This is a genomic window from Myceligenerans xiligouense (genome assembly GCF_003814695.1).
In the GTDB taxonomy this organism is placed as follows: Bacteria; Actinomycetota; Actinomycetes; order Actinomycetales; family Cellulomonadaceae; genus Myceligenerans; species Myceligenerans xiligouense.
This window is the reverse complement of the sequence record NZ_RKQZ01000001.1, coordinates 2,536,395-2,561,083: the sequence shown is the minus strand read 5'-3', so window position 1 is coordinate 2,561,083 and position 24,689 is coordinate 2,536,395. Positions and strand designations below refer to the sequence as shown.

26 protein-coding genes are annotated in these 24,689 nt (G+C 72.1%); 16 read left to right on the top strand and 10 right to left on the bottom strand.

Annotated elements, in window-relative coordinates; all coding sequences use genetic code 11:
• The first annotated feature begins 2 nt into the window (after nucleotides 1-2).
• The 3 genes from EDD34_RS11095 to EDD34_RS11085 all read left to right on the top strand — a co-directional run bounded on the left by EDD34_RS11095 (nucleotide 3) and on the right by EDD34_RS11085 (nucleotide 1,764).
• Complete coding sequence (locus EDD34_RS11095; RefSeq protein ID WP_123814617.1) at nucleotides 3-266, top strand: phosphoribosyl-ATP diphosphatase; 264 nt, start codon at nucleotides 3-5, stop codon at nucleotides 264-266.
• Between the two features lie 95 nt (nucleotides 267-361).
• The gene (gene hisG, locus EDD34_RS11090) at nucleotides 362-1,210 is read left to right on the top strand and encodes an ATP phosphoribosyltransferase (RefSeq protein WP_123814615.1); all 849 of its coding nucleotides are present in this window, start codon (nucleotides 362-364) and stop codon (nucleotides 1,208-1,210) included.
• Between the two features lie 11 nt (nucleotides 1,211-1,221).
• Nucleotides 1,222-1,764 carry a PH domain-containing protein gene (locus EDD34_RS11085; protein WP_246012324.1) on the top strand — a complete coding sequence of 181 codons (543 nt, stop codon included), beginning with the start codon at nucleotides 1,222-1,224 and terminating at the stop codon, nucleotides 1,762-1,764.
• Here the strand turns inward: EDD34_RS11085 and EDD34_RS11080 are convergent.
• The gene (locus EDD34_RS11080) at nucleotides 1,706-3,766 is read right to left on the bottom strand and encodes a DEAD/DEAH box helicase (RefSeq protein ID WP_123814614.1); all 2,061 of its coding nucleotides are present in this window, start codon (nucleotides 3,764-3,766) and stop codon (nucleotides 1,706-1,708) included. The two genes, EDD34_RS11085 and EDD34_RS11080, sit on opposite strands and share 59 nt — an antisense overlap.
• A gap of 333 nt (nucleotides 3,767-4,099) precedes the next feature.
• Here EDD34_RS11080 and clsA point away from each other — a divergent pair, with 333 nt between their 5' ends.
• The 8 genes from clsA (at nucleotide 4,100) to EDD34_RS11040 (ending at nucleotide 9,928) form a co-directional block, all read left to right on the top strand.
• On the top strand, nucleotides 4,100-4,672 hold the full coding sequence (gene clsA / locus EDD34_RS11075; protein ID WP_123814612.1) for a cardiolipin synthase ClsA: 573 nt from the start codon (nucleotides 4,100-4,102) through the stop codon (nucleotides 4,670-4,672).
• Entirely contained in the window at nucleotides 4,669-5,676 is a 1,008-nt protein-coding gene (locus EDD34_RS11070; RefSeq protein WP_123814610.1) for a DUF881 domain-containing protein, read from the top strand. The genes clsA and EDD34_RS11070 overlap by 4 nt, the downstream gene beginning before the upstream one ends.
• Nucleotides 5,673-6,005: a small basic family protein gene (locus tag EDD34_RS11065; protein WP_123814609.1), complete on the top strand. Its 333-nt coding sequence runs from the start codon at nucleotides 5,673-5,675 to the stop codon at nucleotides 6,003-6,005. Before EDD34_RS11070 ends, EDD34_RS11065 begins: the two co-directional genes overlap by 4 nt.
• Nucleotides 6,006-6,007: 2 nt before the next feature.
• Complete coding sequence (locus EDD34_RS20905) at nucleotides 6,008-7,279, top strand: DUF881 domain-containing protein (RefSeq protein ID WP_211341559.1); 1,272 nt, start codon at nucleotides 6,008-6,010, stop codon at nucleotides 7,277-7,279.
• Nucleotides 7,280-7,412: 133 nt separating this feature from the next.
• Entirely contained in the window at nucleotides 7,413-7,901 is a 489-nt protein-coding gene (locus tag EDD34_RS11055; protein WP_123814608.1) for an FHA domain-containing protein, read from the top strand.
• Nucleotides 7,898-8,653 carry a transcriptional regulator FtsR gene (gene ftsR, locus EDD34_RS11050; protein WP_246012322.1) on the top strand — a complete coding sequence of 252 codons (756 nt, stop codon included), beginning with the start codon at nucleotides 7,898-7,900 and terminating at the stop codon, nucleotides 8,651-8,653. Before EDD34_RS11055 ends, ftsR begins: the two co-directional genes overlap by 4 nt.
• A 21-nt stretch (nucleotides 8,654-8,674) precedes the next feature.
• On the top strand, nucleotides 8,675-9,172 hold the full coding sequence (locus EDD34_RS11045) for a bifunctional nuclease family protein (protein ID WP_342774824.1): 498 nt from the start codon (nucleotides 8,675-8,677) through the stop codon (nucleotides 9,170-9,172).
• A 132-nt stretch (nucleotides 9,173-9,304) separates the two neighbouring features.
• Nucleotides 9,305-9,928 (top strand): MerR family transcriptional regulator, encoded by a 624-nt coding sequence (locus tag EDD34_RS11040; RefSeq protein ID WP_123814607.1) that lies wholly within the window; start codon nucleotides 9,305-9,307, stop codon nucleotides 9,926-9,928.
• A gap of 27 nt (nucleotides 9,929-9,955) precedes the next feature.
• Here the strand turns inward: EDD34_RS11040 and EDD34_RS11035 are convergent, their stop codons facing one another.
• From EDD34_RS11035 to EDD34_RS11015, 5 genes are all read right to left on the bottom strand, one after another.
• Nucleotides 9,956-11,236, bottom strand: a complete 1,281-nt coding sequence (locus EDD34_RS11035) for a phospholipase D-like domain-containing protein (RefSeq protein ID WP_246012320.1) — start codon at nucleotides 11,234-11,236, stop codon at nucleotides 9,956-9,958.
• A gap of 70 nt (nucleotides 11,237-11,306) precedes the next feature.
• Complete coding sequence (locus tag EDD34_RS11030; RefSeq protein ID WP_246012318.1) at nucleotides 11,307-11,849, bottom strand: hypothetical protein; 543 nt, start codon at nucleotides 11,847-11,849, stop codon at nucleotides 11,307-11,309.
• Nucleotides 11,839-12,345 carry a pyruvoyl-dependent arginine decarboxylase gene (locus tag EDD34_RS11025; RefSeq protein WP_123814606.1) on the bottom strand — a complete coding sequence of 169 codons (507 nt, stop codon included), beginning with the start codon at nucleotides 12,343-12,345 and terminating at the stop codon, nucleotides 11,839-11,841. Before EDD34_RS11025 ends, EDD34_RS11030 begins: the two co-directional genes overlap by 11 nt.
• Nucleotides 12,345-15,254: a response regulator gene (locus EDD34_RS11020; protein ID WP_123814605.1), complete on the bottom strand. Its 2,910-nt coding sequence runs from the start codon at nucleotides 15,252-15,254 to the stop codon at nucleotides 12,345-12,347. The genes EDD34_RS11025 and EDD34_RS11020 overlap by 1 nt, the downstream gene beginning before the upstream one ends.
• Before the next feature lie 51 nt (nucleotides 15,255-15,305).
• The gene (locus EDD34_RS11015) at nucleotides 15,306-15,683 is read right to left on the bottom strand and encodes a response regulator (protein ID WP_123816471.1); all 378 of its coding nucleotides are present in this window, start codon (nucleotides 15,681-15,683) and stop codon (nucleotides 15,306-15,308) included.
• 193 nt (nucleotides 15,684-15,876) lie between these two features.
• On the opposite strand from EDD34_RS11015, the gene EDD34_RS11010 reads away from it, so the two are divergent.
• Entirely contained in the window at nucleotides 15,877-16,626 is a 750-nt protein-coding gene (locus EDD34_RS11010; RefSeq protein WP_123814604.1) for a sensor histidine kinase, read from the top strand.
• A 13-nt stretch (nucleotides 16,627-16,639) separates the two neighbouring features.
• Here the strand turns inward: EDD34_RS11010 and EDD34_RS11005 are convergent, their stop codons facing one another.
• The 4 genes from EDD34_RS11005 to EDD34_RS10995 all read right to left on the bottom strand — a co-directional run bounded on the left by EDD34_RS11005 (nucleotide 16,640) and on the right by EDD34_RS10995 (nucleotide 20,228).
• Nucleotides 16,640-17,395 carry a response regulator transcription factor gene (locus EDD34_RS11005; RefSeq protein WP_123814603.1) on the bottom strand — a complete coding sequence of 252 codons (756 nt, stop codon included), beginning with the start codon at nucleotides 17,393-17,395 and terminating at the stop codon, nucleotides 16,640-16,642.
• Nucleotides 17,396-17,533: 138 nt separating this feature from the next.
• Nucleotides 17,534-17,683, bottom strand: a complete 150-nt coding sequence (locus tag EDD34_RS20645) for a hypothetical protein (RefSeq protein WP_170177049.1) — start codon at nucleotides 17,681-17,683, stop codon at nucleotides 17,534-17,536.
• A gap of 2 nt (nucleotides 17,684-17,685) precedes the next feature.
• Entirely contained in the window at nucleotides 17,686-18,825 is a 1,140-nt protein-coding gene (locus EDD34_RS11000) for a glycosyltransferase family 2 protein (protein ID WP_170177048.1), read from the bottom strand.
• A gap of 374 nt (nucleotides 18,826-19,199) precedes the next feature.
• Nucleotides 19,200-20,228: a tyrosine-type recombinase/integrase gene (locus EDD34_RS10995; protein WP_123814601.1), complete on the bottom strand. Its 1,029-nt coding sequence runs from the start codon at nucleotides 20,226-20,228 to the stop codon at nucleotides 19,200-19,202.
• A 150-nt stretch (nucleotides 20,229-20,378) separates the two neighbouring features.
• Here EDD34_RS10995 and EDD34_RS10990 point away from each other — a divergent pair, with 150 nt between their 5' ends.
• The 4 genes from EDD34_RS10990 (at nucleotide 20,379) to EDD34_RS10975 (ending at nucleotide 24,677) form a co-directional block, all read left to right on the top strand.
• Nucleotides 20,379-21,491, top strand: a complete 1,113-nt coding sequence (locus EDD34_RS10990; RefSeq protein ID WP_246012316.1) for an alcohol dehydrogenase family protein — start codon at nucleotides 20,379-20,381, stop codon at nucleotides 21,489-21,491.
• Nucleotides 21,478-22,566, top strand: a complete 1,089-nt coding sequence (locus EDD34_RS10985) for a proline racemase family protein (RefSeq protein ID WP_123814600.1) — start codon at nucleotides 21,478-21,480, stop codon at nucleotides 22,564-22,566. Before EDD34_RS10990 ends, EDD34_RS10985 begins: the two co-directional genes overlap by 14 nt.
• 441 nt (nucleotides 22,567-23,007) lie before the next feature.
• Nucleotides 23,008-23,907: a transporter substrate-binding domain-containing protein gene (locus EDD34_RS10980; protein ID WP_170177046.1), complete on the top strand. Its 900-nt coding sequence runs from the start codon at nucleotides 23,008-23,010 to the stop codon at nucleotides 23,905-23,907.
• Nucleotides 23,904-24,677 carry a hypothetical protein gene (locus EDD34_RS10975; RefSeq protein WP_123814598.1) on the top strand — a complete coding sequence of 258 codons (774 nt, stop codon included), beginning with the start codon at nucleotides 23,904-23,906 and terminating at the stop codon, nucleotides 24,675-24,677. The genes EDD34_RS10980 and EDD34_RS10975 overlap by 4 nt, the downstream gene beginning before the upstream one ends.
• The last annotated feature ends 12 nt before the right edge of the window (nucleotides 24,678-24,689 follow it).

Here is a 24,689-nt window from a genome sequence, read left to right as displayed (position 1 = left end):
TCGTGAAGACCTTCGAGTCCCTGTTCGCCGAGCTCTCCGAGAAGGCTGCGACCCGTCCGGCCGGGTCGGGCACCGTGGCGCAGCTGGACGCCGGCGTGCATGCCATCGGCAAGAAGGTGGTGGAGGAGGCGGCCGAGGTGTGGATGGCCGCCGAGTACCAGTCGGACGCCGCCACGGCCGAGGAGATCTCCCAGCTGCTCTACCACCTGCAGGTGATCATGCTCGCGAAGGGTCTCACCCTGGAGGACGTGTACGCGCATCTGTAGCGGGCCGGTTCCGGTGGGTGCGGTCGAGACGGCCGCCCCCACCGGGCCCGGAGCCCGCTCGCAGCTCCGCCGTACGTCCGAGAAGGAAGACAGACATGTTGCGTATCGCAGTCCCCAACAAGGGCTCCCTGTCGGAGCCCGCGTCCGAGATGCTGCGCGAGGCCGGGTACCGGCAGCGCCGCTCGACCCGTGAACTGGTGCTCGCCGATCCCGGGAACGGGTGCGAGTTCTTCTTCCTGCGTCCCCGGGACGTCGCCGTCTACGTGGGCGCCGGCACCGTGCATGCCGGGATCACAGGCCGTGACCTGCTGCTGGACTCGGGCGCGAACGCGGTCGAGCACCTGGCCCTGGGGTTCGCGAGGTCCACGTTCCGGTTCGCGGCGCCCGTCGGCACGATGCGGGAGGTGGGTGACATCTCGGGGCGCCGGGTGGCGTCGTCGTACACCACGCTCGTGGCGGACCACCTGGCGAAGCAGGGCGTCGAGCCCGCCGAGGTCGTCCACCTGGACGGTGCCGTGGAGAGCTCGGTCGGGCTCGGGGTCGCGGACCTCATCGCCGACGTCGTGGAGACCGGCAGCACGCTCCGGGCCGCGGGCCTGGAGGTGTTCGGCGAGCCGATCCTGACGAGCGAGGCCGTGCTGATCCGCCAGGCCGACGCCGTCGCGCCGCCCGGCGTGCGCACCCTGACGCGGCGTCTCGAGGGCGTGCTCACGGCCCGCTCCTACGTCCTGATGGACTACGTGGTGCCGAACGAGCTGCTGGAGCAGGCCGTGCAGGTCACGCCGGGCTTCGAGTCGCCGACGGTCTCGCCGCAGCACCACCGCGACGCGTCCGCGGTCCGCGTCATGGTGCCGCGTGAGGACACCAACCGCGTGATGGACGCCCTGCACGACATCGGTGCGCGCGCCATCATCGTGACGTCGATCCACGCCAGCCGCATGTAAGGAGACCGCACGTGGGCATCCCCGGGGACAACGGCGACCATCACGGTGAACGCGACCGTGACCGGGGAGAACCGGGGCGGGGCGGGCCGGACCCGGCTCGCTACCGCACGTTCCGGGGGCGGTTCACCACACCGACGGCGTGGTTCATGGGTGCGGCCCTCGCGGTCGGGTGCGTCTTCGTGGCTCTGGTCGCGGAGGGCCCGGGCGCCGGCAGCACCCTCAACCAGGTGTCGACCATCGTCGTCGGGCTGATCTTCGCCCTGGTCACGGTCCGGTTCGCCGCGGTGCGCGCCGAACCGGACCGGGCCGGGCTGACGGTCGTGAACTACGGGCGCCGACGGCGCCTGGACTGGGCCGAGATCGTCGCCGTGCGGTTCGGGTCAGGGGACCCGTGGGTGCACCTCGACCTGGCCGACGGGACCGTGCTCGCCGTCATGGCCGTCCAGCGGGCCGACGGCGAGCACGGCATGAACGAGGCGAGACGCCTCGTCGGGCTCATCGCCGAGCACGGTGAGGCCGCGGACCCCGATCCTGGTCGTTCTCCCGACGGCTGAAGCCGCCCCGGCGCTCGTCGTCGGAGCTGCTCCGGCGCGCCGGAGCGCCCCGGTCCACCTGGATGCGCAGTGCCCGGCCCGCCACACGCGCCCGGCCGAGCCGGTCCATGGTGGGCTCGTCGAGCGAGGCGCTGATGTCGACCAGGGAGAAGGACCCGAAGATGTCGATCTTGCCGACGTCGGAACCGGTCAGGCCGCCCTCGTTGGTCAGTGCGCCCACGATGCCCCCCGGGTTCACCCCGTGCGTGTGGCCCACCGCGAGGCGGTACCGGGTGCCCGACCGGCCGTGGTCGCGCGGGCCGCGGCCCGGACGGTCCCGGTAGCCCGTGCGCTCGCCGGACCGGTCGTGCCGTGCGGCGTCGTGCGTCACCCGCCGGGTCGTGGCCGACCTGGCCTGCGCCTGCTCGCGCTCGTACTCCTCCTGCTCGGCACGCAGGCGCGGGCCGTCGTCGCCGACCGCCATCGCCGCGAGCGCCGCCGCGATCTGGATGATCTCCTCGTCCGCGCCGGCCGGCGCGGGCCGGCTCACGGCGGGCGTCGTGGTGTCGTCCGCGGTGGTCTCGGTGGTCTCGGTGGTTCCGGGGGTGGCGTCCGCGGCGGGTTCTGCGGTGGTGTCGCCGGCCGCGGTCGTGAGCCCGCCGAGGTAGGTGCGCAGCATGCCGGCGTACAGGTCGAGGCGGCCGGCCTCGCGCCGGGCGGGGACCTGCTTCAGGAGGTCGGCGAACTTGTGCGCGGACACGTCGCGGGGGGAGGGGATGTCCGCCTCCTCGAGGCGGGTGCGGACGGTGCGTTCGATGCGGCGCAGGAGGCCGCGCTCGTTGGGGGTGACGAAGGTGAGGGCCTTTCCCGTGCGGCCCGCGCGGCCGGTGCGGCCGATGCGGTGCACGTAGGCCTCGGGCTCGCGCGGCAGGTCGAAGTTCACGACGAGGCCGATGCGGTCGACGTCGAGGCCGCGGGCGGCGACGTCGGTGGCGACCAGGACGTCCAGGGCGCCGGAGCGCAGGCGCTCGACGATCTTCTCGCGGTCCTTCTGCGCCACGTCACCGGAGATGGTCGCGGCGGAGATGCCGCGCTCGAGGAGCGCGGAGCCCACGTCCTCGGCGGCGCCGCGGGTGCGGGTGAACACGATCGCGGCGTCGGCGTCGGAGGTGGCCAGGACGCGCACGAGCGAACTGGTCTTGTGCCGGAAGGGGACCACTGCGTACGTCTGGCGGACGGACGTCACGGTGGAGGACTGCCGGGTGACGGCGATCTCGACCGGGTCGTTGAGGTGCTGGTCGGCGACCTTGCGGATGGCGGGCGGCATGGTCGCGGAGAACAGGGCGACCTGACGCTCGCGGGGTGCGGTGGAGAAGATCTTCTCGACGTCCTCGGCGAAGCCCATGCGAAGCATCTCGTCGGCCTCGTCCAGGACGAGGAACTTCACGTCGTCGAGCACGAGCGAGCCGCGCTCCATGTGGTCCATGACGCGGCCGGGGGTGCCGACCACGACGTGCACGCCGTCGCGCAGGGCCCGCTGCTGGGGCACGTAGGGGGCGCCGCCGTACACGGGCAGGACCCGGACGCCGGGCAGGTGGGTGGCGAAGGACTCAATCGCGTCGGCGACCTGCATGGCCAGTTCGCGGGTGGGGGCGAGCACGAGCGCCTGCACGTGTCCGCGGGTGACGTCGGCCTGCGGGTCGACGGCGGCCAGCAGCGGCAGGCCGAACGCCGCGGTCTTGCCGGTGCCGGTCTGCGCGACGCCGGTGATGTCGCGGCCGTTCAGCAGCGGCGGGATCGCGGCCGCCTGGATGTCCGACGGCGTGGAGAAGCCCAGGTCGCGCGATGCGTCCAGGAGCGCGGCGGGCAGGGGCAGGTCGTCGAACCGCTGCTCCGGCTCGGCCGGGGCGGTCGCCGTGGGTTCGGTCGCCGCAGGCTCGGTCGCGGTGGGTTCGGTCGCCGGTTCGGTCGCCGGTTCGGCCGGCGTTTCGGGCGCAGGGGTGGTCAAGGCAGCAACGGGCATGGGGGTATCAAAACCATTCGTCGTCGAGAGGGAGTCCGGACCTCTTGGCGCCACAGGCGCCCGGCCCCGGGCCGCTCACTCGGCGAACACACACTCGCTCCGGCGACTCACGCCGACACGCGCAGAAAGGCGACCAACTCCAGGGGGATCGGACACCATCCTACGCGAACGGTCCCGGCCCAGGCCAGGCGGGTGCGGCGTGACGTGCGGCACCACACCCGCGCCGTCCGCGTCACGCCGGGCGGAGACGCGCCCGGAAACGCTGTGCGGATCCGCAACACTCGGCCCGTAGTATGGCGCGCACGGGAAGAACGGCACGGTGAGGCGGTGTATGTGTCCAGGGGACAAGAGATCAGCTCCCGGGTTCTCACCGTGCCCAACGCCATCAGCATGGTGCGCCTGGCACTCGTCCCCGTCTTCGCGATCCTGATCGTCGCGCACGAGGACGCCCTCGCGCTGGTGGTGCTGGCGGTCTCCGGCATCACGGACTGGCTCGACGGCGTGCTCGCCCGGTCGCTGCACCAGATCAGCCGCCTCGGGCAGGTGCTCGACCCGCTCGCCGACCGGCTCTTCATCTTCGTCACCCTGCTCGGACTGACCTGGCGTGAGATCGTGCCGATCTGGCTGGTCGCCGCCATCCTCGCGCGGGACCTCGTGCTCGCCCTCACCGTCCCGGTGCTCGCCCGTCTCGGCTACGGCACGCTCAACGTCAGTCAGGCCGGCAAGGTGGCGACCTTCGCCCTCCTGTACGCGTTCCCGCTGCTCCTGCTCGCCGAGTCCGGAGGCGCCGTCGGCACCACGGCCCACGTCGTCGGCTGGGCCTTCACCTGGTGGGGCGTCGGCCTGTACTGGTTCGCCGGGGCGCAGTACCTGGTGCAGGTACGGCGTCTGGCGGTCGGCGGATGAACGCCGCACCCGGGCCCCGGCCTCGTCCCGACGCCTCCATGACCCTCCTCAACGAGGTCATGAAACGTCCGCTCGACCCCGGCTACGCCGCCGCCGCCCGGCGCCGGGCGGAGCGCCGAGCCGCCGGAGAGAGCACGGAACCCCGTGTCCCGGCCCACGTGGTGGCCATGCTCGTGGCCGTCGGCCTCGGCATGATCGTCACCGTCGCCGTCCTGCACCTGCGCGCCCCGCAGCCCGCCGCCACCCAGGCTCGCTCCCTGCTCGCCGATCAGGTCGTCGAGCGCAGCCTGCAGATCGAGAGCCTCACGGACCGGTCCGTCGCGCTCGCCGCCGCGGTCGACGAGCTGGAGAACGCCGGCACCCTGCCCAGTTCGCTGCGTGAGGCCAACGACCGGGACAAGCTCACCAACGGCACCACCGCCGTCAGCGGGCCCGGACTCGTGGTCACCCTGACGGACGGCGGGCTCGCCGACGACGAGGGCGACCAGCGGGTGTGGGACACCGACCTGCAGTTCGTGGTGAACGCCCTGTGGGCCTCGGGCGCCGAGGCGATCGCCGTCGGCGGCGAGCGCCTCACGGCGGTCAGTGCCATCCGCAGCGCCGGTGACGCGATCCTGGTCGACCTGCAGCCCCTCAACGGGCCCTCCTACCGGGTCGAGGCGATCGGCGACCCGGAGAAGCTCCAGGTCGAGTTCGCCCGTTCCAGCGGCCCGGCGTACCTTCAGGTGCTCGGCACCCAGGGGATCGAGTCGGGTGTCCAGAGCGCCGAGGAACTGCTCCTGCCCGCCGGGCGGCCCCAGACACTGCGCTGGGCCGCGCAACCCGGGCCCGGATCCGGCGGCCCCGAGCCCGGTGACGAGGAATCAGGCGGCCCCGAGCCTGGCGGGGCGGAGCCCGACGGGACGCGGAACGAGTCGCCGGCCGGTTCGCGGAGCCCCGGCACGGACCCGGACGACCCGGACGACACAGCGCAGCAGGACGACACAGCGAAGGACGGAGCATGATCCCAGTCATCGGCCTCGTGGTCGGCGTCGTCGCCGGCCTCATCCTGCAACCCACGGTGCCGGTGGCGTTGCAGCCCTACCTGCCGATCGCCGTCGTCGCCGCGCTCGACGCCCTGGCGGGCGGCCTGCGTGCCGCCCTCGAGGGGATGTTCGACGACCGGGTCTTCCTCACCTCGTTCCTCTTCAACATTCTCATCGCCGCGTTCATCGTGTTCCTCGGCGACCAGCTCGGAGTCGGTTCGCAGCTCTCCACGGCGGTCGTGGTGGTCCTCGGGATCCGGATCTTCTCCAACGCCGCCTCCATCCGCCGCAACATCTTCAAGGCCTGACCATGAACGACGAACACCAGAAGGGCCCGGTGCCGGACCGGGACGACGCCGCGGAGACGGAGCCGCACGAGCCCGCCGCGGTGAAGCCACCCGAGCCGGAGAGCGCCGGGGCGGGGTCGGGCGAGGCGCCGCCGGCCGACGAAGCCCTCGTGCCCCCGGGGGGCGACGGGGAGTACCCCGAGGACGCCCCCGCGGCGTCGCGGACCTCGGCGACCGACGAAGCCTCGGGACCCGAGAACGCGCCCGGCGACGAGGCGGAGCCCGAGCCTGGGCGGGAGCCATCCGAGGATCCGGCGGCTTCCGCGGCCGCCGCTTCCTCACGTCCCGCGACCGGTACCCGCGAGGCCGGCGCCGGCGAGGCCGCGTCCGCGCTTCCGCATGCCGGTGACACGGACGCTCCTGGCGGCACGGAGGGTTCCGGTGACCCGGACGCTCCTGGCGACAGCGACAGCGACAGCGAGGGCGACGGGAACGACGACGGCGGCGGGAACGACGACGGCGACGGTGAGGGCGGCGGCGACGGGAACGACGGTGACGTCCCGCCCCGGCGCGCCGGAGGGACGCGGCGGCTCTGGGAGGTGTTCCGGCCGCGCAACCGGCGCGCCGAGTACATCACCGCCGCGCTGTGCATCGCGTTCGGCTTCGCCCTCGCGGTACAGGTGGCGCAGTCCACCGGCGACCAGCTCGCGTCGCTGCGGCAGGACGAGCTCGTTCGCCTGCTCGACGAGGTCACGCAGCGCGGCGAGCAGCTCGACGAGGAGGTCGCCAACCTGACCGAGGCGCGCGACGACCTGCTGTCGGCCGACGGCCAGGACCGCGCGGCGCGTGAGCTGGCCCGGCAGCGCGCCGAGTACGAGGGCATCCTGTCCGGCCGCCTGCCGGCCGAGGGCCCCGGCGTCGTCGTCGAGATCCAGGCCGGACCCGGGACGCTCACGGCCTCGAGCATGTTCAACATGCTCGAGGAGCTGCGCAACGCGGGCGTGGAGGCTCAGCAGGTCAACGACGTGAGGATCGTCACCAGCAGCCACTTCGAGGAGACGGTCGACGAGGAGCCGCGCATCCTCCTGGACGGACGTCTGCTCGAGCCGCCGTACACGTGGGTGGCGATCGGCGATCCGGAGACGGTCGACCGCGCCCTGGAGATCCCGGGCGGAGCGCTGCCCACGCTGCGCGACGCCGGGGCGAGCGCGGAGGTGACCCGGCGGGAACACGTCGTCGTCGACGCCACCCGGGCCCCGGCCGACCCGGAGCATGCCGAACCGAGCGAAGAGTAGCCGACTCCGGCCGGTGCCATGTAAGTTGGTTCGGACCGGGCTACCCGTGAACCCGCACGTGACAGCACCCGTGCCGCCGCCCGGCGTCACACCGCCGAGACGTCCGAACTCGTTCCCACACCGAGGAGACCCGATGACCGACCCCAGTGGCCAGCCTCATCCGGGCCCCGATCCCACGACGACCACGGCCAATCTCGGCCGTGTCGTCTTCCCGACCGGCGACGACGCCGCCGCGGGACGGACCGCCCTCAGCCCCGAGGAGGCGGCTGCGGTCGCCGCGCTGCCTCGTCACTCCGCCCTGCTCGTCGTGCAGCGCGGCCCCGGCTTCGGAGCCCGTTTCCTCCTGGACACCGAGCGGTGCGTGGCCGGGCGCAGCGAACAGGCGGACATCTTTCTCGACGACGTCACGGTCTCCCGCAAGCACGCCGAGTTCGTGCGCGACGGCGACACCTTCACGGTGCGTGACATCGGTTCGCTGAACGGCACGTACGTCAACCGGGAACGGATCGACGGTGCCGTGCTCTCCACGGGGGACGAGGTGCAGATCGGCAAGTTCCGTCTCACCTTCCACGCCAGCCCGCAGGCCTCGGCGCAGCCCTTCCTTGGGGTGCACCAGCGGTGAGGTCAGGGGCCGCCCGCCGAGCCGCGGACGACCCGCGGCCGGTCGAGCGAGCCACCGGGCAGGACACCGAGCCGTGGCCGCGGGGAATCTCCCGCCAGGCCACGATGCGCATCAGCGACGTGCTGCGGGCCCTCGCGCCCGAGTTCGGCGACGTCTCGCACTCCAAGCTGCGTTTCCTGGAGGAGCAGGGCCTGATCACGCCCGTGCGCACGCCGTCGGGCTACCGCCAGTACAGCCAGGCCGACGTCGAGCGCCTGCGGTACGTCCTGACCGAGCAGCGCGACTCCTACCTGCCGCTCAAGGTCATCAAGGAGCGGCTGGCCGCGATGGACGCGGGCGACGACGAGGCGCGGCCCGCACCCCGTCTCGCGCCCGACGAGCCCTCGGCCCGTCGCCGCTGGACGCGCGAGCAGGTCGCGGAGGCGGCCGGCGCCTCACCGGAACTCGTCGACGACCTGATCCGGGCCGGCGCCGTCGAGCAGAGCGGCCAGGGCACGCTCGGTGCGGGGTCGGTCGACGTCGTGCGCATCGCCGTGGCGCTGGCCGAGCACGGCATCGAACCTCGCCACCTGCGCACGCTGCGCGGCGCCGCCGACCGTCAGGTCGCCCTCGCCGGGCAGGTGGTCGCGCCCTGGAGGGGAAGGCAGTCGTCGAGCGCGCGGGGCGAGGCGGCCGCCATGGCCACCGAGATCGGGGAACTCCTGACCCGATTGCACGCGATCTGGGTCCGCCAGGGTGTGGCGGATCTCTGACGCGCGGCATACCGTGAAACGGTGACGTCCGACGTGCCGATGGTCCCCGTGGAGATCCTCGGTGTCCGCCAGCAGCAGCGCGATCAGGAGATCGTGGTGCTGTTGCTCGACAGTGCCGCAGACCTCGCGGTCCCGATCGTGATCGGCCCGCGGGAGGCCAGCGCGATCGCCATGGCGCAGGCGGGTCTGGCCACCCCCCGTCCCATGACGCACGACCTGCTCCGCGACGTGCTCGCCGCCGTGGGGGTCGAGCTGGAACGGGTCGAGATCGTCGCCCTGGAGGGAGGGATCTACTTCGCCGAGCTGGTCCTCTCCGGCGGGGCCCGGCTCGACTCGCGCGCGTCCGACGCGATCGCGCTCGCCGTACGCACCGGCAGCCCCGTGCTGTGCTCCGCCGAGATCGTGGCGCTGGCCGGTGTCGAGATCGTCGACGTGCAACAGCGCGAGGAGATGGAGAAGTTCCGCGCATTCCTGGATCACGTCAGCCCGGAGGACTTCTCCGGGCCGCCAGGCCAGTGAACCAGCCGCCACGACCGCACCGCGGGCCCGGCGGCGTCGCGCCGCACCACCGCACCGCGACACGCCGGGCAGCTTCGCCCGGGAACGAGCCGGGCGGCTCTAGCGTGGTCATGAGACTTTCCAGGAGGCACAGTGAACACCCATGGTGAGGTCAGGGCCGCCGGCGAGCCGATCCCGCACGGCGCTCAAGGTCTTCTCTTCGGCGAGGACCTGACCGAGCAGGACTCGTCCACGGGCTACCGCGGGACGACGGCGTGCAGTGTCGCCGGGATCACGTACCGGCAGCTCGACTACTGGGCGCGCACGGGCCTCGTCGAGCCGAGCATCAAGCCGGCCACCGGGTCGGGCACGCACCGGCTGTACAGCTTCCGTGACATCCTCGTGCTCAAGGTCGTCAAGCGGCTGCTCGACACGGGCGTCTCCCTCCAGCAGATCCGCACCGCGGTCACCCACCTGCGGGAGCGCGGCGTGGAGGACCTCGCGCAGATCACGCTCATGTCCGACGGCGCGTCGGTGTACGAGTGCATGTCCGCCGACGAGGTCGTCGACCTCGTGCAGGGCGGCCAGGGCGTGTTCGGCATCGCCGTGGGACGGGTGTGGCGCGAGATCGAGGGCACGCTGTCGGAGCTGCCCACCGAGACGTTCGGCTCCGACGGGGCCGGGCCGGCCGAAGGACACACCGAGTCCCCGGCCGGGAGCGGCGACGAGTTCACGCGCCGCCGTCTGCAGCGCGACAAGGCCCGCAACGCGGGCTGACGCCGCCGACGGCGTCCGCGCGTGAGGCTACAGGAGCGGCCGCAGCGGGGCGAGAAGGGCCTCGCCGACCTTCGCGAGCCGCGAGCGCCGCTCCCACTGGTCGATGGTGAGTTCGCGCGTGTTGCTGAGGTCGAGGCGGAACACGTCCTCCATGCGGGCCGCGAGCCCCGGGTCGACGATCTCGAGGTTGACCTCGTAGTTGCCGGTGAGGCTGAGGCGGTCGATGTTCGCGGTGCCGATGGTGGTCCAGCGGCCGTCGACGGTGGCGGTCTTGGCGTGGACCATGGCGTCCTGGTAGAGGAAGATGCGCACGCCGCCGCGCAGGAGTGAGGTGTACAGGCCGCGCGCGAGCCAGTCGGCGACGACGTGGTTGGAGCGGTGGGGGACCAGTACCCGGACGTCCACGCCGCGTGCGGCCGCGGCCAGCAGCGCGTCGTGGATGTCGTGGTCCGGGATGAAGTAGGCCTGGGTGATGTAGACGTGGCTGTTGGCGCGGTCGATGGCGTCCAGGTAGAGGCCGCGGATGGGGAAGACGAGTTCGGAGGGCGCGTTGCGTGCGGCCCGGAGGTGGGGGAGCCAGGTGTCGGAGCCGACGTCGATCAGTGGCGGCAGGCGGCCGGTGCGCTGCCGGTTCCAGAAGTCGACGAACGCGTTGCGCAGTTCCCACACCGCGGGGCCTTCGAGCCGGATGTGGGTGTCGCGCCACTGGGTGGCGTAGACGGAGCCGATGTTGTAGCCGCCCACGTAGCCGATGCGGTCGTCGACGACGAGGATCTTGCGGTGGTCGCGGCCGGACTTGCGGATGTTGAGCGCGATCATGCCGGGGCGGAGCACGGGAAAGCGCAGCACGTGCACGTCGGGCGGGAAGCGGAAGAAGGAGGCGGGGACGACGAGGTTGGCGAACCCGTCGACCACGACGTACACCTTGACGCCGCGGGCGGCGGCGTCGATGAGGGCCTGCTTGAACTGGCGGCCGACGGCGTCGTCCTTCCAGATGTACGTCTCCAGCATCACGGTGTGCCGGGCGCCGCGGATGGCTTCCAGCATGGAGTCGTAGAGGTCGGCACCGTAGGTGTAGATGGTGGTGGCGGTTTCCTCGACGTACTCGGTGAGCGGCTTCTCGGTGGGGAAGGTCGCCGTGAGCGGGTGCATGCGCCGGCGGACCGCGTCGGTGACGGTCATGGCGGCGGCGACGGCGACCGGCACGGCCGCCGCGACGAGTCCGGCGCGCAGGGCGAGCTTCCGCGCCCGGCCCAGAAGGTCGGGTGCGACGTCGATGGTGACTCCGGGGATGTGGCGAGACGGCACGATGCTCACGGTACCGGGAGCCGGGGGCCGGCGCGGGACTTTTGCGTGCCGGCGGATCGCCCGCGGAGCGTCAGCGGAACGTCGCCGCGTAGTAGGTCTGCTGGTCGACGGTTTCGACGGTGACGTCCGCCGCGCGCTCCATACGGCGCCGCAGGTTGTCCGCGAACCGCAGCGTGTCGTCGTTGTACCGGGACACGTCGTAGGCGACCACGACGCGGTTCTCGGCGAGATGGGCGACGAGCGCGTCGATCATGCGCATGAACGTGCGGGTGGCGCGACGCTCCGGGTGGGCGAGCGTGAACCCGACGTACCAGACCGCCCCGCGCTTCGCCTGCTCGGGATACCGGGCGGCGAAGTACTCGGGGCTGACCCACGGCACCGCGGCGAGGTCGGTCGCGAGGGTGGTCAGTCCCACCGCCGCGCCCCGCTCGTCGCGAGCGAGGATCTTGGTCACCCGAGGGTCTGCCATCTCCTCGTCGAACTCGTCGCGACGCAGGACGTGCCGGGCGGCGGCACGGGTGCGCAACGGCCCGAACGCCTCGAGGTACAGCTCCCAGAAGCGGTCGGCGGTCTCACCGTCCACGGCCGTCTGGAAGACGACGTCAGTGTCCACCGGCGGCGGCCCCCCAACCGGTGCGCAGGAAGCTCGCGATGACCACCGCGGCGACGGGCTGCGTGTCACAGGTGATGCTCACCAGCCGCCGGCCCTCCGGACGATAGGAGCCACCGCGCGTCGCCGAGAGATCCTCGAGGCTGTGCGTGAGGTCCTTGGAGACCTGTTCACGCGAGGGGCCGGCGTGTTCGACGAAGAGGCCCGCGCCGCTGCCGTCCTCGCGTCGCGACCAGGCGATCCCGGCCCAGGCCTCGTGCCCCGGCAGCGACGTGTCCGCCCGCGCGTACACGCAGTACAGGGCGTCGCCGTGGTCACCTCGCACCTGGTCGTCGCCGTCCACCTCCAGGACCCGGCTGCCGGGCGGGATGATGGAGCTCAGCCGGACGAGGTTGAAGTCGCTCACGCCCGCGACCGCGAGGGCGGCGTCGAAGGCGGCGAGGGTGGTCTGTCCGGTGCCGGCTCCGGCACTCACACGGATCGTCAGGGGATCGGTCATCACGTCCTCGTGGAGGGGATTTCTCCGGGCTCGTCGGTGACGCCGCCGTGGCCCGCGGCAGCATCGAGCAGGTCGAGCACGGACGGCAGGATGTCGTCCGGCGCGGTGCGGCCCTTGGTGAGGAAGACGGTGTGCCCCAGACGAAGGCCCTCGCGTTCCTCCGCGCCGACCTCCGCGCCCGAGTAGACGACGAGAGGGACCCGCCGGAGGCGGCCGTCGCGGCGCAGCTCGGTCACGAGCTCGTGCCCGGTGCCGTCCGGGAGCCCCAGGTCGAGGAGGATCAGATCGGGATCGGCGCCGTACGCGAGTGCGTGGCGCGCCTCGTCCACCGTGCGTGCCTGTGCGACGGCCAGCCCGCCGTTCTCCAGCACCTTCGCCACGACCGAACGCAGGGCGTCGTCGTCCTCGATCACCAGGAGGCGGCCGTGATGGGGCTGGCGCCGGATGACGTCCCGGACGGTCTCGATGAGGAACGCGGGCTCCACGGGCTTGACGAGCCAGCCGTCGGCCAGCGCGGCTGTCTCCAGCGCGTCGTACGGACGCGTTCCCGAGACCACGACGACCGGCACGTCGGCGGTCGCGGCGGTCCGCCGCAGGCGGCTCAGTATCTCCGCTCCGCCGGTACCGGGCATGGCGAGGTCGAGCACGATCGCGGCGGGGTGCTCCTCGTCGATGGCGTCGAAGGCCTCCTGCCCGTCCGTGACGCCGACGACGTCGTACCCGCGCTGCTCCAGCACGGTACGAAGCACCTCGACCACGTTCGGGTCGTCGTCCACGACGACGACGCGCGTCGCGAGGGACGCGGGCTCCGGTGGTCGTTCCGCGGCCCGGGGGGCTGACGGGGTGACGCGGCGGAGGGTGAATCGGAAGCTCGACCCCCGCTCCTCGCCCTCGCTGACCGCCCAGGCCCTCCCGCCGTGCCGTTCGACGATACTGCGCGCGATGGCCAGCCCGAGTCCGGAGCCGCCGCGTTCGCGGCTGTCGGAGGTGTCGAGCTGTTCGAAGCGGCGGAAGACCGCCTCGAGCTTGTCGGGCGGGATGCCGCGGCCCTCGTCGTCGACGCGCAGTTCGACGAGGTCCCCGGCAGGTATTGCCTTCACGCGGACGGCACCGCCGCGCGGGGAGAACCTCAGGGCGTTGCCCAGCAGGTTGGTCAGTGTCTGCACGATGCGCTCGTCGTCGGCGAGGACGATCTCCGAGGAGCCCGCGAAGCTGAGGTCGATCCCGGCCTCGTCCGCGAGGACGGAGACCTGGTCCACGGCGGCGGCGACGAGTGCGTCGACCCGGTGCTCGGCCATCCGGAGCGGTGTCGTGCCCGCTTCCAGGCGCTCGACGTCGAGGATGTCGTCGACGAGCCGGCCCAGTCTCTCGCTACTGGTCAGCGCGATATTGATCATGCGTGTCACCTGCTCCGGCGCACTGGCGAGCGCGTCGCTGCCGACGAGTCCGAGGGCGCCGCGGATCGCCGTCAGCGGGGTCCGCAGCTCGTGGCTCACCACGGAGACGAAGTCGTCCTTCATGTCTTCCATCTCGCGCCGCTCCGTGATGTCACGGAAGGCGACGACCGCGCCACGGATCCTCCCCTCGTCACGGAGCGGGCTCGCGGTGACCTCGACGGGCACCTCCTTGCCGTCCAGGCGCAGGTAGACGTCCTGTTCGGCCGTGACCGTGACCCCGTCGCGGAGAGCCCCGGTGAGGTAGCAGCGGTCCACCGGGAACGGGATGCCGTTCTCGTCCGGCGCGTGGAAGGTGGCGTGCGCGTCGCGCCCCACGAGGTCGTCCGCGGACGCGGCGAGCGTGTGTGCCCCGGCCGCGTTGACGAACGTCACCAATCCTTCGGGGTCCACCCCGTAGATCCCGTCGGCCACGGAGTCCAGGGTCCGCTCGCGCTCGCTCGCGAGCGAGCGCAACTGCGCGGTGCGCTCCCGGACGCGCCGCTCGAGCCCGTGGCGCAGCGATTCGTTGTCCGCGACGACCAGGACCTGGCGGACGACGACCGCGACGAGCACGAGGATCCACAGCGCGTTCGCCGCCCAGGGCAGGCCTTGCTGGCCGACGCGCACCAGGGCCGCCGCGAGGAACAGGGAGAACGTCACGACCGTGCCGAGCAGCGGCGTTCCGTCTCCGGGCCGGGCGATCATCGGGACGGTGGTGACGTCCGCGGGGCCGGAGGCCGCCGGGTGACGTGCGGCCAGCGCGATGGCGACATAGCCGCCGACCCACCCCGCGTCGACCGGGCTGCCGAACGTGAAGCCGTCGGTCGCGGACAGCAGCGCGAAGGCCACGTCGGCCACGGCGTAGAGCACGAACCCGCCGCCCACGAGCACCAGCGGCACACGTTCGACGGCGCTCGAGCGAGTCATGACCAGCATCGCGAGAGTGGCGAGCAGGGCGTCGACCACAGGCAGCGCGTAAACCGTCAGCGCGGGCTGGGACCGGACGCCCGAGTCCAGGACGACGGCGAACACCGCGATGTACAGGACGGAGCCGCCGACCACGACGCTGTCCAGCAGCATCCGAACCAGCTCCTGGCCACGCGGTCGGACGGTCGGGAAGAACGAGAGGCCGACCACGCCGAGCAGGAGAGCCGCGATGTAGGCGGCGTCTCCCGTCTCCGGGTCGCCGACGAGTCCCGCGTAGATGTTCCCGGTCAGCCCGACGGCGCCGCCCGCCGAGAGGAAAGCCCACGCCCGACGGCGCCGGCCCGTCGATCGTGCCGCACGCCACCCGCAGCTCAACGCCGTGAGGACACCCGCGGCGGCGAGCGCCGCCATCGAGATCTGTCCGCGTGTCGTCTGGTCGAAGGGGCCGGAGAGCGTGAGAACGAGCAGCAGGAGCGCGGTGCCGGCCGCCCAGCACCAACGAACGAAACTGACGTGCGCCCGCGCGGTGGCGCGCCGCGACTCCATGTGCTCGAGCGTAGGTCACCATCGCGAGGCACGCAGTTCAGCCGCGTGCGGTCACGTGCGCCATCCGAGAAGGCCGGCGACGTGGTCGGCCAGGGTGAGCGGGTCGAACGGCTTGGCGAGCACGCCGGCGACGCCGAGACCCTCGTACCGGCGCCGCTCCGCGCGCTGCACCTTCGCGGTCAGCATGATCACCGGGACGCTCCGTGTGCGCGGGTCCTCCTGGAGCCGGGCGAAGGTGGTGGGCCCGTCCATCGTGGGCATCATGACGTCCAGCAGGACGGCGTCCGGCGGATCCGCGCCGCACAGGGTGACCGCCTCCGCCCCGTTGGCGGCGACGTCGACCTGCCAGCCGGCGACCATCTCCAGGCTGGTCCGCACGACGTCACGGATCGCGTCCTCGTCGTCGACCACCAGGATCCGGCGGCTCACCGAGCCGTCTCCACCACTACCGTCCCCGACTGTTTCCAGCATCTGTCGCCCGACCTCCTCACCACTCCAGTGAGCCACACCTCGTCCCGGTCGGCGACCTCTGGTGGAGCGAGCCGCCGCGATCGTGCCTACCGTCGGGGGAGTGGGCGGAGCAGGCCGACACCGAGGGCGCTCCCCGAGCAGAGGAGGAGCATTGACGGACGACACCGACGACCCGGCCGAACTCATCGGTGAGGTCGGCCACGAGTTGCGCTCGCCGTTGACCTCCGTGCTGGGGTATGCCCAGCTCCTCGGCGCGCAGGAGCTGACCGAGGAGCAGCGCCGGTGCGTGGAAGCCATCGAGCGCGGCGGGCGGCGTCTGTTGCGTACGGTCAACGAGCTGCTGGTGAGTGCTGAGCTCTCGGTGGGCAAGGCTGGGCCGGCCGGGCGGCGGGACGGCTGGAAGCAGGTGGACCTGACGGAGCAGGCGCGCCGCTGCCGCGACGAGTTCGCACCCGCGTCGCGCGCGGCCGGGGTGTCTCTCACGGTGACGGCGTCGGAACCGGTCCCCGTGTCGGGTGAGCCGGAGCTCCTGGCGCAGGCGCTCGAGAGCCTGCTGAGCCAGGCGATGAGGGCCACGCCGCGTGGCGGCACCGTGTCGGTGCGGGTGGGCCTGCGCGAGGGAGCGCCGCGGGAGGCGGTGGTCGAGGTCGTGGACACCGGGGCGGGGCTGGGTCCCGAGGAGCTGGGCCTGCTCGACGAGCGTCTCCGGCGAGCAGGCAGCGACGGTGTTCCGCGCGCCTTCGGCGTCGGGCTGGGGCTTCCGGTGGTGCGGGCCGTCGTCGAGGTGCACGGCGGTGCCCTGGACGTCGACAGTGCTCCGGGTGAGGGGACCCGGGTCACGGTGACCCTGCCGGCGGGCTCGCCGCCGAGCTCTTCGGCGGGCGCTCGGCCCGCACGCTGACGGCGGAGCGGCGTCACGCGCTCTCGAACCGGTACCCCAGTCCTCGGACCGTGTGGATGAAGCGTGGGCTCGTGGGGCTGTCGCCGAGCTTGCGCCGGACGTTGGCCACGTGGACCTCGACCGTACGATGGTCCGCCTCGGTGACCCGGCCCCCGTAGCGGTACTGGTCGGGCCAGAGCAGGGTCGCCAGATCGCCCTTGGCCACCGTCCGGCCGTGGGCGCCGTGCAGGGCGGCGAGGACGTCGAACTCGGTGCGGGTGAGCTGGACCAGTTCGCCGTGCAGGCGGACCGTGCGTCGTGCGTTGTCGACCTCGAGGACTCCGTCGGACGCGCCGGGCGTGGGCGTGGCGGGTCGTTCCGGAGCCGGAGCCTGTGTCGCGAGGCGGCCGGCGCGGCGCAGGAGCGCGTCGACGCGAGCCCGGAGTTCGCGCGGCCGGAACGGCTTGGCGACGTACTCGTCGGCGCCCGCCTCCAGGCCCATGAGCGTGTCGGGCTCGCCGGCTCGTCCGGTGAGCATGACGACCACCGTGTCGGAGAAGATCCGCAGGCGGCGCACGACCTCGAACCCGTCGATGTCGGGCAGAGAGATGTCCACGGTCGTCACGGCTGGCCCATGGGCCTTGACCAGCGCCACACCCTGGGCGCCGGTGGTTGCCGGATGAACCGTGAAACCGGCCTGTCGCAGCGTGAACTCGATGAGCGCGCGGATGTCGTCGTCGTCCTCCACGACGACCGCGACGCCTCGAGCCCAGGCCTCGGTCTGGTCCATCTCCTGAACGTAACAACGACAGTGCCGCGCCGTCGTCCGGGGTGGCGGCGCGACACTGCCGGTCGGGGGGCTCCTTCGCGTGGGTTCGTGAAGCGGATACGGGCCCGTCACCGCCGGCGCCGGCCCCGTTGCCGCTGGTCACCGGCGGGCGGCGCGGGCCTTCAGGACCCGTGTGGTCCACACCAGGGCCGCGCCGGCGAGGAGCAGCGCCCAGACGCCGACGAGGTAGTAGGTGGTCACTGCCGCGCCGGTCGCGGCGAGGACCGCGGGGGTGTTCGCGTTGTACATGATCATGCCCTTTCGGAGAGGTGACTGACGTGATTCCAGGTGATGGTGCGTCCGGTCAGGGACCGGACGACCGCGTGCACGAACGCCGCCTGGAGAGCGACGTCGTACACGAGTTCCGGCAGCATGAGGGCCGCGAGAACCCGGCCCCGGGTTCCGGCGCCCCACGCGGTGACCAGGCGTTCGGCGAGGAAGATCACACCGATCGCGAGCCACGGGAGCGAGATGCCGAACGCACCGGTGACGATCAGCCATGCGGTCATCGTGAGGTAGAGGCCCATCATCAGGGTCCCGATCGCGAGCATGATCTGCTGCCCGATGTACCGGGCGGTGACCCTGGTGAGGCCGTAGGCGGACAGGTTGTCGAGCATGCCCTTGTACCAGCGCAGTCGCTGTCGGTGCAGGTCTCCCCAGGTCGGCATGAGTTCGGTGGTGCAGGTCATGGTGGTGGGGGACGCGAGGCGCCATCCGAGGTGCTTCAGCGCGAGGGTCAGTTCGGAGTCCTCGGTGATGGCGTCGCGGTCGTACGCGTCCCCGAACCTGCCGGGCAGGCGGGAGGACCGGGACGCCATGACGTCGAGGAGCGCGCCGGTGCGGATCAGGGCGGCGGTGCCGGTCAGGACCGCGACACGGCCCGTGGTACCGATCTGCACGCCGTACCGCTCGTACTCGTTGGCCTGGCAGTGCTGAAGGTATCCGTGCGGTGTCTCGCCCTGGAACACACCGCCGACGGCGCCAAGTCCCGGGTCGGTCCCCAACATGCCCATGCCCTGTTCGACGAACGTGGCGGCGATGCGGGTGTCGGCGTCGAGGACCATGACGACGTCGGTGTCGACGAGGGCCAGTGCCTGGTTCAGTGCCCCGGCCTTGCGGTCGGTGTTCGCCCGCGTCTCGTGGACGTCGACGGGGTACCGGGCGGCGATCTGGGTGGTGGTGTCGGTGCAGTTGTCCGCGACGACGACGACCCGTTCCGGTGCCCTCGTCTGTTCGGTGAGGGCGTCGAGGGTCGCGCCGATGGTGTGGGCCTCGTTGTGCGCCGGGATCAGCACGGTAAGGGTGAGCCGCGATGTCACGGCGGACAGCGGGTCCGGAAGGGCCTTCCGGCGGGCTCCGACGGAGGTCCCGGTGGATTTCTCGGAAAGCATTTCTGCAGGGCGCGGGATGAATGACCGCCAGAACCTTTCCGAAGGATCATCGGAAACCGCGGAGCGGTATCGCTCACCAAGGAACTCCTGGCCCCTGTCCGGGCCGCGGGACCGTCTTTTCTCGACCATGGTGATGCCTCTCGCGAGTGCCGGAAAAACTGCTTCCAGCCTGCAGCTCAGGACTCAAGGCCCAGCTGAATGTCCTCAAGAACGCCTCAAGATCCGCCTTGAGTTTCTTGAGGTTCTTGAGGTGCGCGCACGCCGTGGAGGACGGATTTCATGCCTGTGCGCCACCGCCATTCGGGGTCACGCGGTACACGGATGCTTCATCCGCACGTTCGTCCGAATGCGACCGTCGGTTTCCCGCGCGGCCTTCACTCAAAGGCGGATCCCAGCGGGTGGGACCGGATCGCCGCGGCCAGCTCGCCGTCGACCCGGTCGAGGTAGACGCCGGTGGTGGCGATGGAGGAGTGCCCCAGGAGCTCGGCGACGACCTTGACGTCCCACCCCTCGGCGACCAGCAGGGTCGCGGTGGTGTGCCGCAGGGCATGCGGGGTCGCCTCACGCCGCATGCCGTCCGGCATCCGGTTCACGGCCCGGCGCAGCAGGCCCCGCACGGCCTGGGTGTCGATGCGACGCCCGCGCCACGACAGCAGGAGGGCGCGCTGCGCGTCGGCGTCGTCGGGGCGACGCTCGGCCAGGCTCGGCCGCAGGCCCGTCAGGTACGCGTCCAGCGCGTCGGCCAGCGGCGGGCTGAGCGCGACCGTGCGTGTGTGGCCGCCCTTGCCGCGGATGCGCCAGGTGGTGTGGAGGTCCCCGCGGGTCAGGTCGGCGACGTCGGCCCGGGCCAGCTCGGACACACGCGGACCGAGCACCAGGAGAAGCGCGAGGACGAGGCGGTCGCGCGCCGCCAGGTTCTGGTCCGCGCGGGCGGGCATGGCGGCGTCGGCCGTCAGCAGGGAGCGGGCGGCGCCCGCGGACAGAGCCGTTCGTGCGGCACGCAGCGGCTCGCGGCTCCGGGCCGGGGGCGAGGCCCACAGCATCGGGTCGGCCTGGACCCAGCACTCGCGGGCCGCGTGGGAGAAGAACCGCGAGACGGACTGGCGGAACCTGTTGACCGTGGAGGTGGACCGGCCGGGGCCGGTCTTGGCGCCCGGATCGGTGAACCGGGCGTCGGGTGCGGCCTGGTAGCGCACGAGGATGGTGTCCACGTCGGAGCCGCTGATGTCGTCCAGCACCGTGCCGGGGCCGGCCAGGCGCGCGAACTCCGTGACGTCGCGGGTGTAGCTGCGCGCGGTGGCGGGGGAGAGGACGTCTCGCACGGTGTCGATCTCGACGGCGGCGAGGTAGCGGCGGACGGCCTCGTCCACCGTGATGCGTTCCAGACGGGGTGGTGCAACCATGCAGGTCAGACTATGTGGAGAGGCTGACACCGGCACCGACGAGGGTGATCCTCCCGCGGTGACGGTGACCCGGGCGGGCGTTCGGCGGCGCGCCGGGACGGTACGGCACGTGGTCGGCACCTGCCGGGCGGTGCCCCTATGCTCGCATCGATGACACCGATTCCAGCGGTGATGAAGGCGGTCCGGCTCCTCGGTCACGGGGGCCTCGACCAGCTTGTCTACAGTGACGACGTGCCGACGCCCGAGCCGGGGCCGGGTGAGGTCCTGATCGACGTGCACGCCTGCGGCATGAACAACACCGACGTCTGGGTGCGCGAGGGCGCCTACGGCACCGAGACCGATCCGGGTTCGGTCTCCACGTGGCGGCGCGGCCGCTCCACGCTGACCTTCCCCCGCATCCAGGGCACCGATACCGTCGGCGAGATCGTGGCGGTCGGGCAGGGCGTGCCCGCCGCGCGGATCGGGCAACGGGTGATGGTGGACTTCAGCATCTACAACCGTCCCGAGGGCGACGACAGCCTCGCCGACATCGACTACATCGGCCACGGGCGCGACGGCGGCTACGCCGAGTACGTCGCCGTGCCGGCCGAGAACGCCTACGAGATCACCTCCGGCATCGGTGACGCGGAGCTGGCCACGTTCTGCTGCGCGTATCTGACCGCCGAGCAGATGCTCGACCGGGCGCGGCTGGGCGCGGGGGAGCGGGTCCTGGTGACCGGGGCGTCGGGAGGTGTCGGCTCGGCGATCCTGCAGCTCGCCCGGGTGCGCGGCGCGATCCCGTACGCCGTGTCCAGCGCCGGCAAGGAGGACGCACTGCGGGCGATCGGCGCCGAGGACGTCGTCCTGCGGGATGCGCCGGATCTGGTGGCCGAGGTCGAGCGCATGGTGGACGGCCCGGTCGACGTCGTCGCGGACCTCGTCGCGGGCCCGATGTTCAACGACCTGCTGCGGATCCTGCGGCCCGAGGGCCGCTACACGACGGCGGGTGCGATCGGCGGGCCGGTGGTCGACCTCGACCTGCGCACCCTGTACCTCAAGCAGCTCGAGCTGCACGGGTCCTCGCAGGGGACGCGGACGGCGTTCCGCCGGCTGGTGCGCTACATCGAGAACGGCGACATCCGGCCGCTGCTGGACCGTACGTTCCGGCTGTCCGACTTCCACGAGGCGCAGCGCACCTTCATGAGCAAGACGTACGTCGGCAAGCTCGTCGTCGTGCCCGACCGGCACTGGAGCACCGTGGGAGCGCCTCATGCGGCATCGTGAACGGACCCTGGAACTCCTGGACACGCAGTCCGGGGGAGACGTCAGCCGGATCGTCGTGGACGGTGTCGGGCCGTTGCCCGGCGCCACGGTGCTGGAGAAGGCCCGCTACCTCGAGCGCGAGGGCGACGGGCTACGGCGGCTGCTGCTGTCCGAGCCGTACGGCGACCCGGCGATGTCCGTCGACCTGATCGTGGAGCCGTCACATCCCGACGCGCAGGCCGGCTACATCATCATGGAGGCGATGGGGTACCCGCTGTACTCGGGCTCCAACACCATCTGCACCGCGACGGCACTCCTGCAGAGCGGCATGATCCCGATGCGCGAGGGATCCCAGAGCGTGGTCCTCGAATCACCCGCCGGCCTGGCGCGGATCCGCGCGCAGGTCACCGACGGCCGGGTCGTGTCGATCACCACCCAGGGCGAGCCGGCGTACGTGGCCGAGGAAGGACTGTCCGTCGAGGTGCCGTACTACGGCGAGGTGCGGTTCGACCTCGTGTGGAGCGGCGCGTACTACGCGATGATCGACGCCTCACGCCACGACTTCACCCTCGGGGCCACCGAGCAGATCGCGCTCACGGCGTTCGGCGACGCGTTCGTCCGCGCGGCCCGGCCGGGCCTGCTGCAGGTGCACCCGGAGCTGGGCGATGTCGGCCCGCTGCCGTTCGCGCACTTCATGGGCCCCGTGCGGGAAGCCGGGCGGACCGGGAGCGGACACGTGCGCTACCAGTCGCCGTCGGCGACGTACGTGCATCCCGGCGTGCTGTGCCGCAGCCCGACCGGCACCGGGACGTCGGCCCGGCTGGCACTCATGGCCCGGCGCGGTGAGATCCACGAGGGCGACGAGCTGGAGACGATCTCGCCGCGCGGCAGCCGGTTCATCGGCGCGGTCCTCGACAACGCGCAGGTCGGCGACTACCCGGCGCTGCACTCGACGATCACCGGCGGGGCACGCCTGATGGCGCACTCGCACATCACGGTCGACCTGGACGACCCGCTGGTGGACGAGTCCGACCTGGAACACGTGCTGTCGGCGCCGTCCGGTGCGGGTGCGACGGACGGCGTGGCGATCCGGTAAGCGCGAGATGGCCACGACAACGGCCGGTCACGGCGCTCGCGTTCTGACGGGCCGCTCGTCGCGATCCGATAATGTACATTATGTCATTTCGGCGGTAGGGGTGCCCCCTTCGATCCACCGCGTCCCGCCGGCGGCTCGGCAAGCGGATCTGCCCGGAGCCGCCTGATACTCCGCGCCTCGGGCGGCCTCACCGTCCGTGTCGCGCTCCCCGGCGGATCTGCGGGCGCGCCTGGCCGGAGTGTGCTGCGGCGAGTCCGGCGGCTGGACGCCTCGGTGGCCGGCCGGCGCGCAGGCCGACCGCGGTGGTCGGCCACTGCCCGCTCCGCAGCGCGCGACCGCTCGCGGCGCTTAACAATGGTGTATAGCGCAACACAACGGTCTTATCAGGAGACGGCCGCAGATTCTCTGGAATACAGGTACACGGGTTGCTACCGTCTCTTCATGAGGACGAGCCTGTTCAGGCTGGTGAGCGCGCCCTTCTGTGCCCTGGCGCTGGCCGTGGTGTCCGGCTGTGCGCCGAGCGTCTCCCAACCGGCATGCGTGCAGGACGTCCCCCGCGACGACAAGAACCGTGTCACGATCGGCCTGCACAGCGACCTGCCGGGGTGGAGCTACTCCCCCGACGACGCGAGCTGGAGCGGCTTCGACTACGAGTTCGCGCGCTGGCTGGGCGATCACTGCGGTTTCGTCATGGTGCCGACACCGATCGCCAGCGCCGAGCGTGAGACCGCCCTGCTGGAGGGGCGCGTGGACCTGGTGATCGCGTCGTACTCGATCACCGACAAGCGCAAGGAGCTCGTCACCTTCGCCGGCCCCTACGCGTACACGCAGCAGGGCGTGATGGTGCGCGAGGGCTCCGGGATCTCCGGCCTCGACGACCTTGCGGGCCGCACCGTCTGCGCGGCGCGCGGTACGACGTCGGCGGAACAGATCGTGCAGTTCCTCCCTGACGCGGTGCTCGACGAGCAGTCGGGGTTCGGCAGGTGCACCCGCGCGCTCGTCGCGGGCACGGTCGACGCCGTCTCGACGGACGAGCTCCTGCTCCACGGTCTGGCGGCCGGGAGCTCTCCGCTCCAGGAGGAGGCGGGCGGTGAGCTGACCGTGCTGGACGCCGCGTTCGGCCACCAGGAGCTCTACGGCATCGGCATGCCGACCGATGGTGCGGCCCAGGCCCAGTGCGAGGCGCTCACCGAGGCCATCGACGCGGCGGTGATCGACCAGTGGTGGACGGACGCGTTCCAGAACGCGCTGCCCGACGTCGCGAGGCCCGAGGACCACCGGCCGTCCCGGGGGTACTTCGAGCGGTGTCCCGGATCCGGCGACGAGGGCGACGTCCGATGAGCACCGCGTCCCCGCGCACCGATCCCCCGCGAGACCTGCTCACTCCACGCCGCGGCGCGGTGTTCGGCGCGGGCATCGTGGCCTGCGTCGTCGCGGTGGTCGCCGAGTTCGTGCGCGGCGAGGGCTCCCTGGTCGACGCCGCGGCCCTGCTCGTCGGGTACGTCGCGCTCTTCGGGGGCGGGAACGCCGTGTACGAGCGCGGATATCAGCTCGGAAAGTACGCCCGGAAGGTGGACGCGGAGTCCTGGACGGTCCGGATCGCCAAGACCGCCCGGCAGCACACGCGGCTCGCGTGGACGGCAGCGGTCTCCCTGCTGCTCGTTCTCGCCGCGGGCGGCTACCTCGTCTGGTTCTACCTGTCGGCCTCCTCCCAGCTCGTGACGGGCGACATCCGGTCGCTGGACCACCTGGACCTGGCCGACTGCTACGTCCAAGGGCCGGCGGGCGAGCCGGAACGCCGGGAGGACTGCGCGGGCGCCACGCTCCGGCTCCCGGGCGACCCCCCGGGGCGGGGGCACGTCACGGTGGTGGGGCACCTGACGAACCAGGCCGACACCGGGTCGTGCGTCGACCCGGCACGCATCGTCGTCGTCCCCGAGGTCGACGGGATCGCCGGGCCCGCGACACGAGTCCGCTCGGGCGAGCCCGCCGTGGTGTCCATCGAGGACGCCACCCGTGCCGCCGCCGTCGAGATCACGATCGACCAGGTGCACGACGACCCGGTGTGCCGGGTCGCCCTCCAGGTCACGAAGGTGGTTCTGCACCACTGACGCCGACGGCGG

Bases quoted from the DNA above. Each gene is read 5' to 3' on its own strand.
- EDD34_RS11055 (WP_123814608.1), top strand. From the start codon at position 7,413: ATGACCGACCCCAGTGGCCAGCCTCATCCGGGCCCCGATCCCACGACG.
- EDD34_RS11020 (WP_123814605.1), bottom strand. From the start codon at position 15,254: ATGGAGTCGCGGCGCGCCACCGCGCGGGCGCACGTCAGTTTCGTTCGT.
- EDD34_RS11080 (WP_123814614.1), bottom strand. From the start codon at position 3,766: ATGCCCGTTGCTGCCTTGACCACCCCTGCGCCCGAAACGCCGGCCGAA.
- EDD34_RS11005 (WP_123814603.1), bottom strand. From the start codon at position 17,395: ATGGACCAGACCGAGGCCTGGGCTCGAGGCGTCGCGGTCGTCGTGGAG.
- EDD34_RS11000 (WP_170177048.1), bottom strand. From the start codon at position 18,825: ATGCTTTCCGAGAAATCCACCGGGACCTCCGTCGGAGCCCGCCGGAAG.
- EDD34_RS20905 (WP_211341559.1), top strand. From the start codon at position 6,008: ATGAACGACGAACACCAGAAGGGCCCGGTGCCGGACCGGGACGACGCC.
- EDD34_RS11070 (WP_123814610.1), top strand. From the start codon at position 4,669: ATGAACGCCGCACCCGGGCCCCGGCCTCGTCCCGACGCCTCCATGACC.
- EDD34_RS20645 (WP_170177049.1), bottom strand. From the start codon at position 17,683: ATGTACAACGCGAACACCCCCGCGGTCCTCGCCGCGACCGGCGCGGCA.
- EDD34_RS10975 (WP_123814598.1), top strand. From the start codon at position 23,904: ATGAGCACCGCGTCCCCGCGCACCGATCCCCCGCGAGACCTGCTCACT.
- hisG (WP_123814615.1), top strand. From the start codon at position 362: ATGTTGCGTATCGCAGTCCCCAACAAGGGCTCCCTGTCGGAGCCCGCG.
- EDD34_RS10980 (WP_170177046.1), top strand. From the start codon at position 23,008: ATGAGGACGAGCCTGTTCAGGCTGGTGAGCGCGCCCTTCTGTGCCCTG.
- EDD34_RS10995 (WP_123814601.1), bottom strand. From the start codon at position 20,228: ATGGTTGCACCACCCCGTCTGGAACGCATCACGGTGGACGAGGCCGTC.
- EDD34_RS10990 (WP_246012316.1), top strand. From the start codon at position 20,379: ATGACACCGATTCCAGCGGTGATGAAGGCGGTCCGGCTCCTCGGTCAC.
- EDD34_RS10985 (WP_123814600.1), top strand. From the start codon at position 21,478: ATGCGGCATCGTGAACGGACCCTGGAACTCCTGGACACGCAGTCCGGG.
- EDD34_RS11025 (WP_123814606.1), bottom strand. From the start codon at position 12,345: ATGACCGATCCCCTGACGATCCGTGTGAGTGCCGGAGCCGGCACCGGA.
- EDD34_RS11065 (WP_123814609.1), top strand. From the start codon at position 5,673: ATGATCCCAGTCATCGGCCTCGTGGTCGGCGTCGTCGCCGGCCTCATC.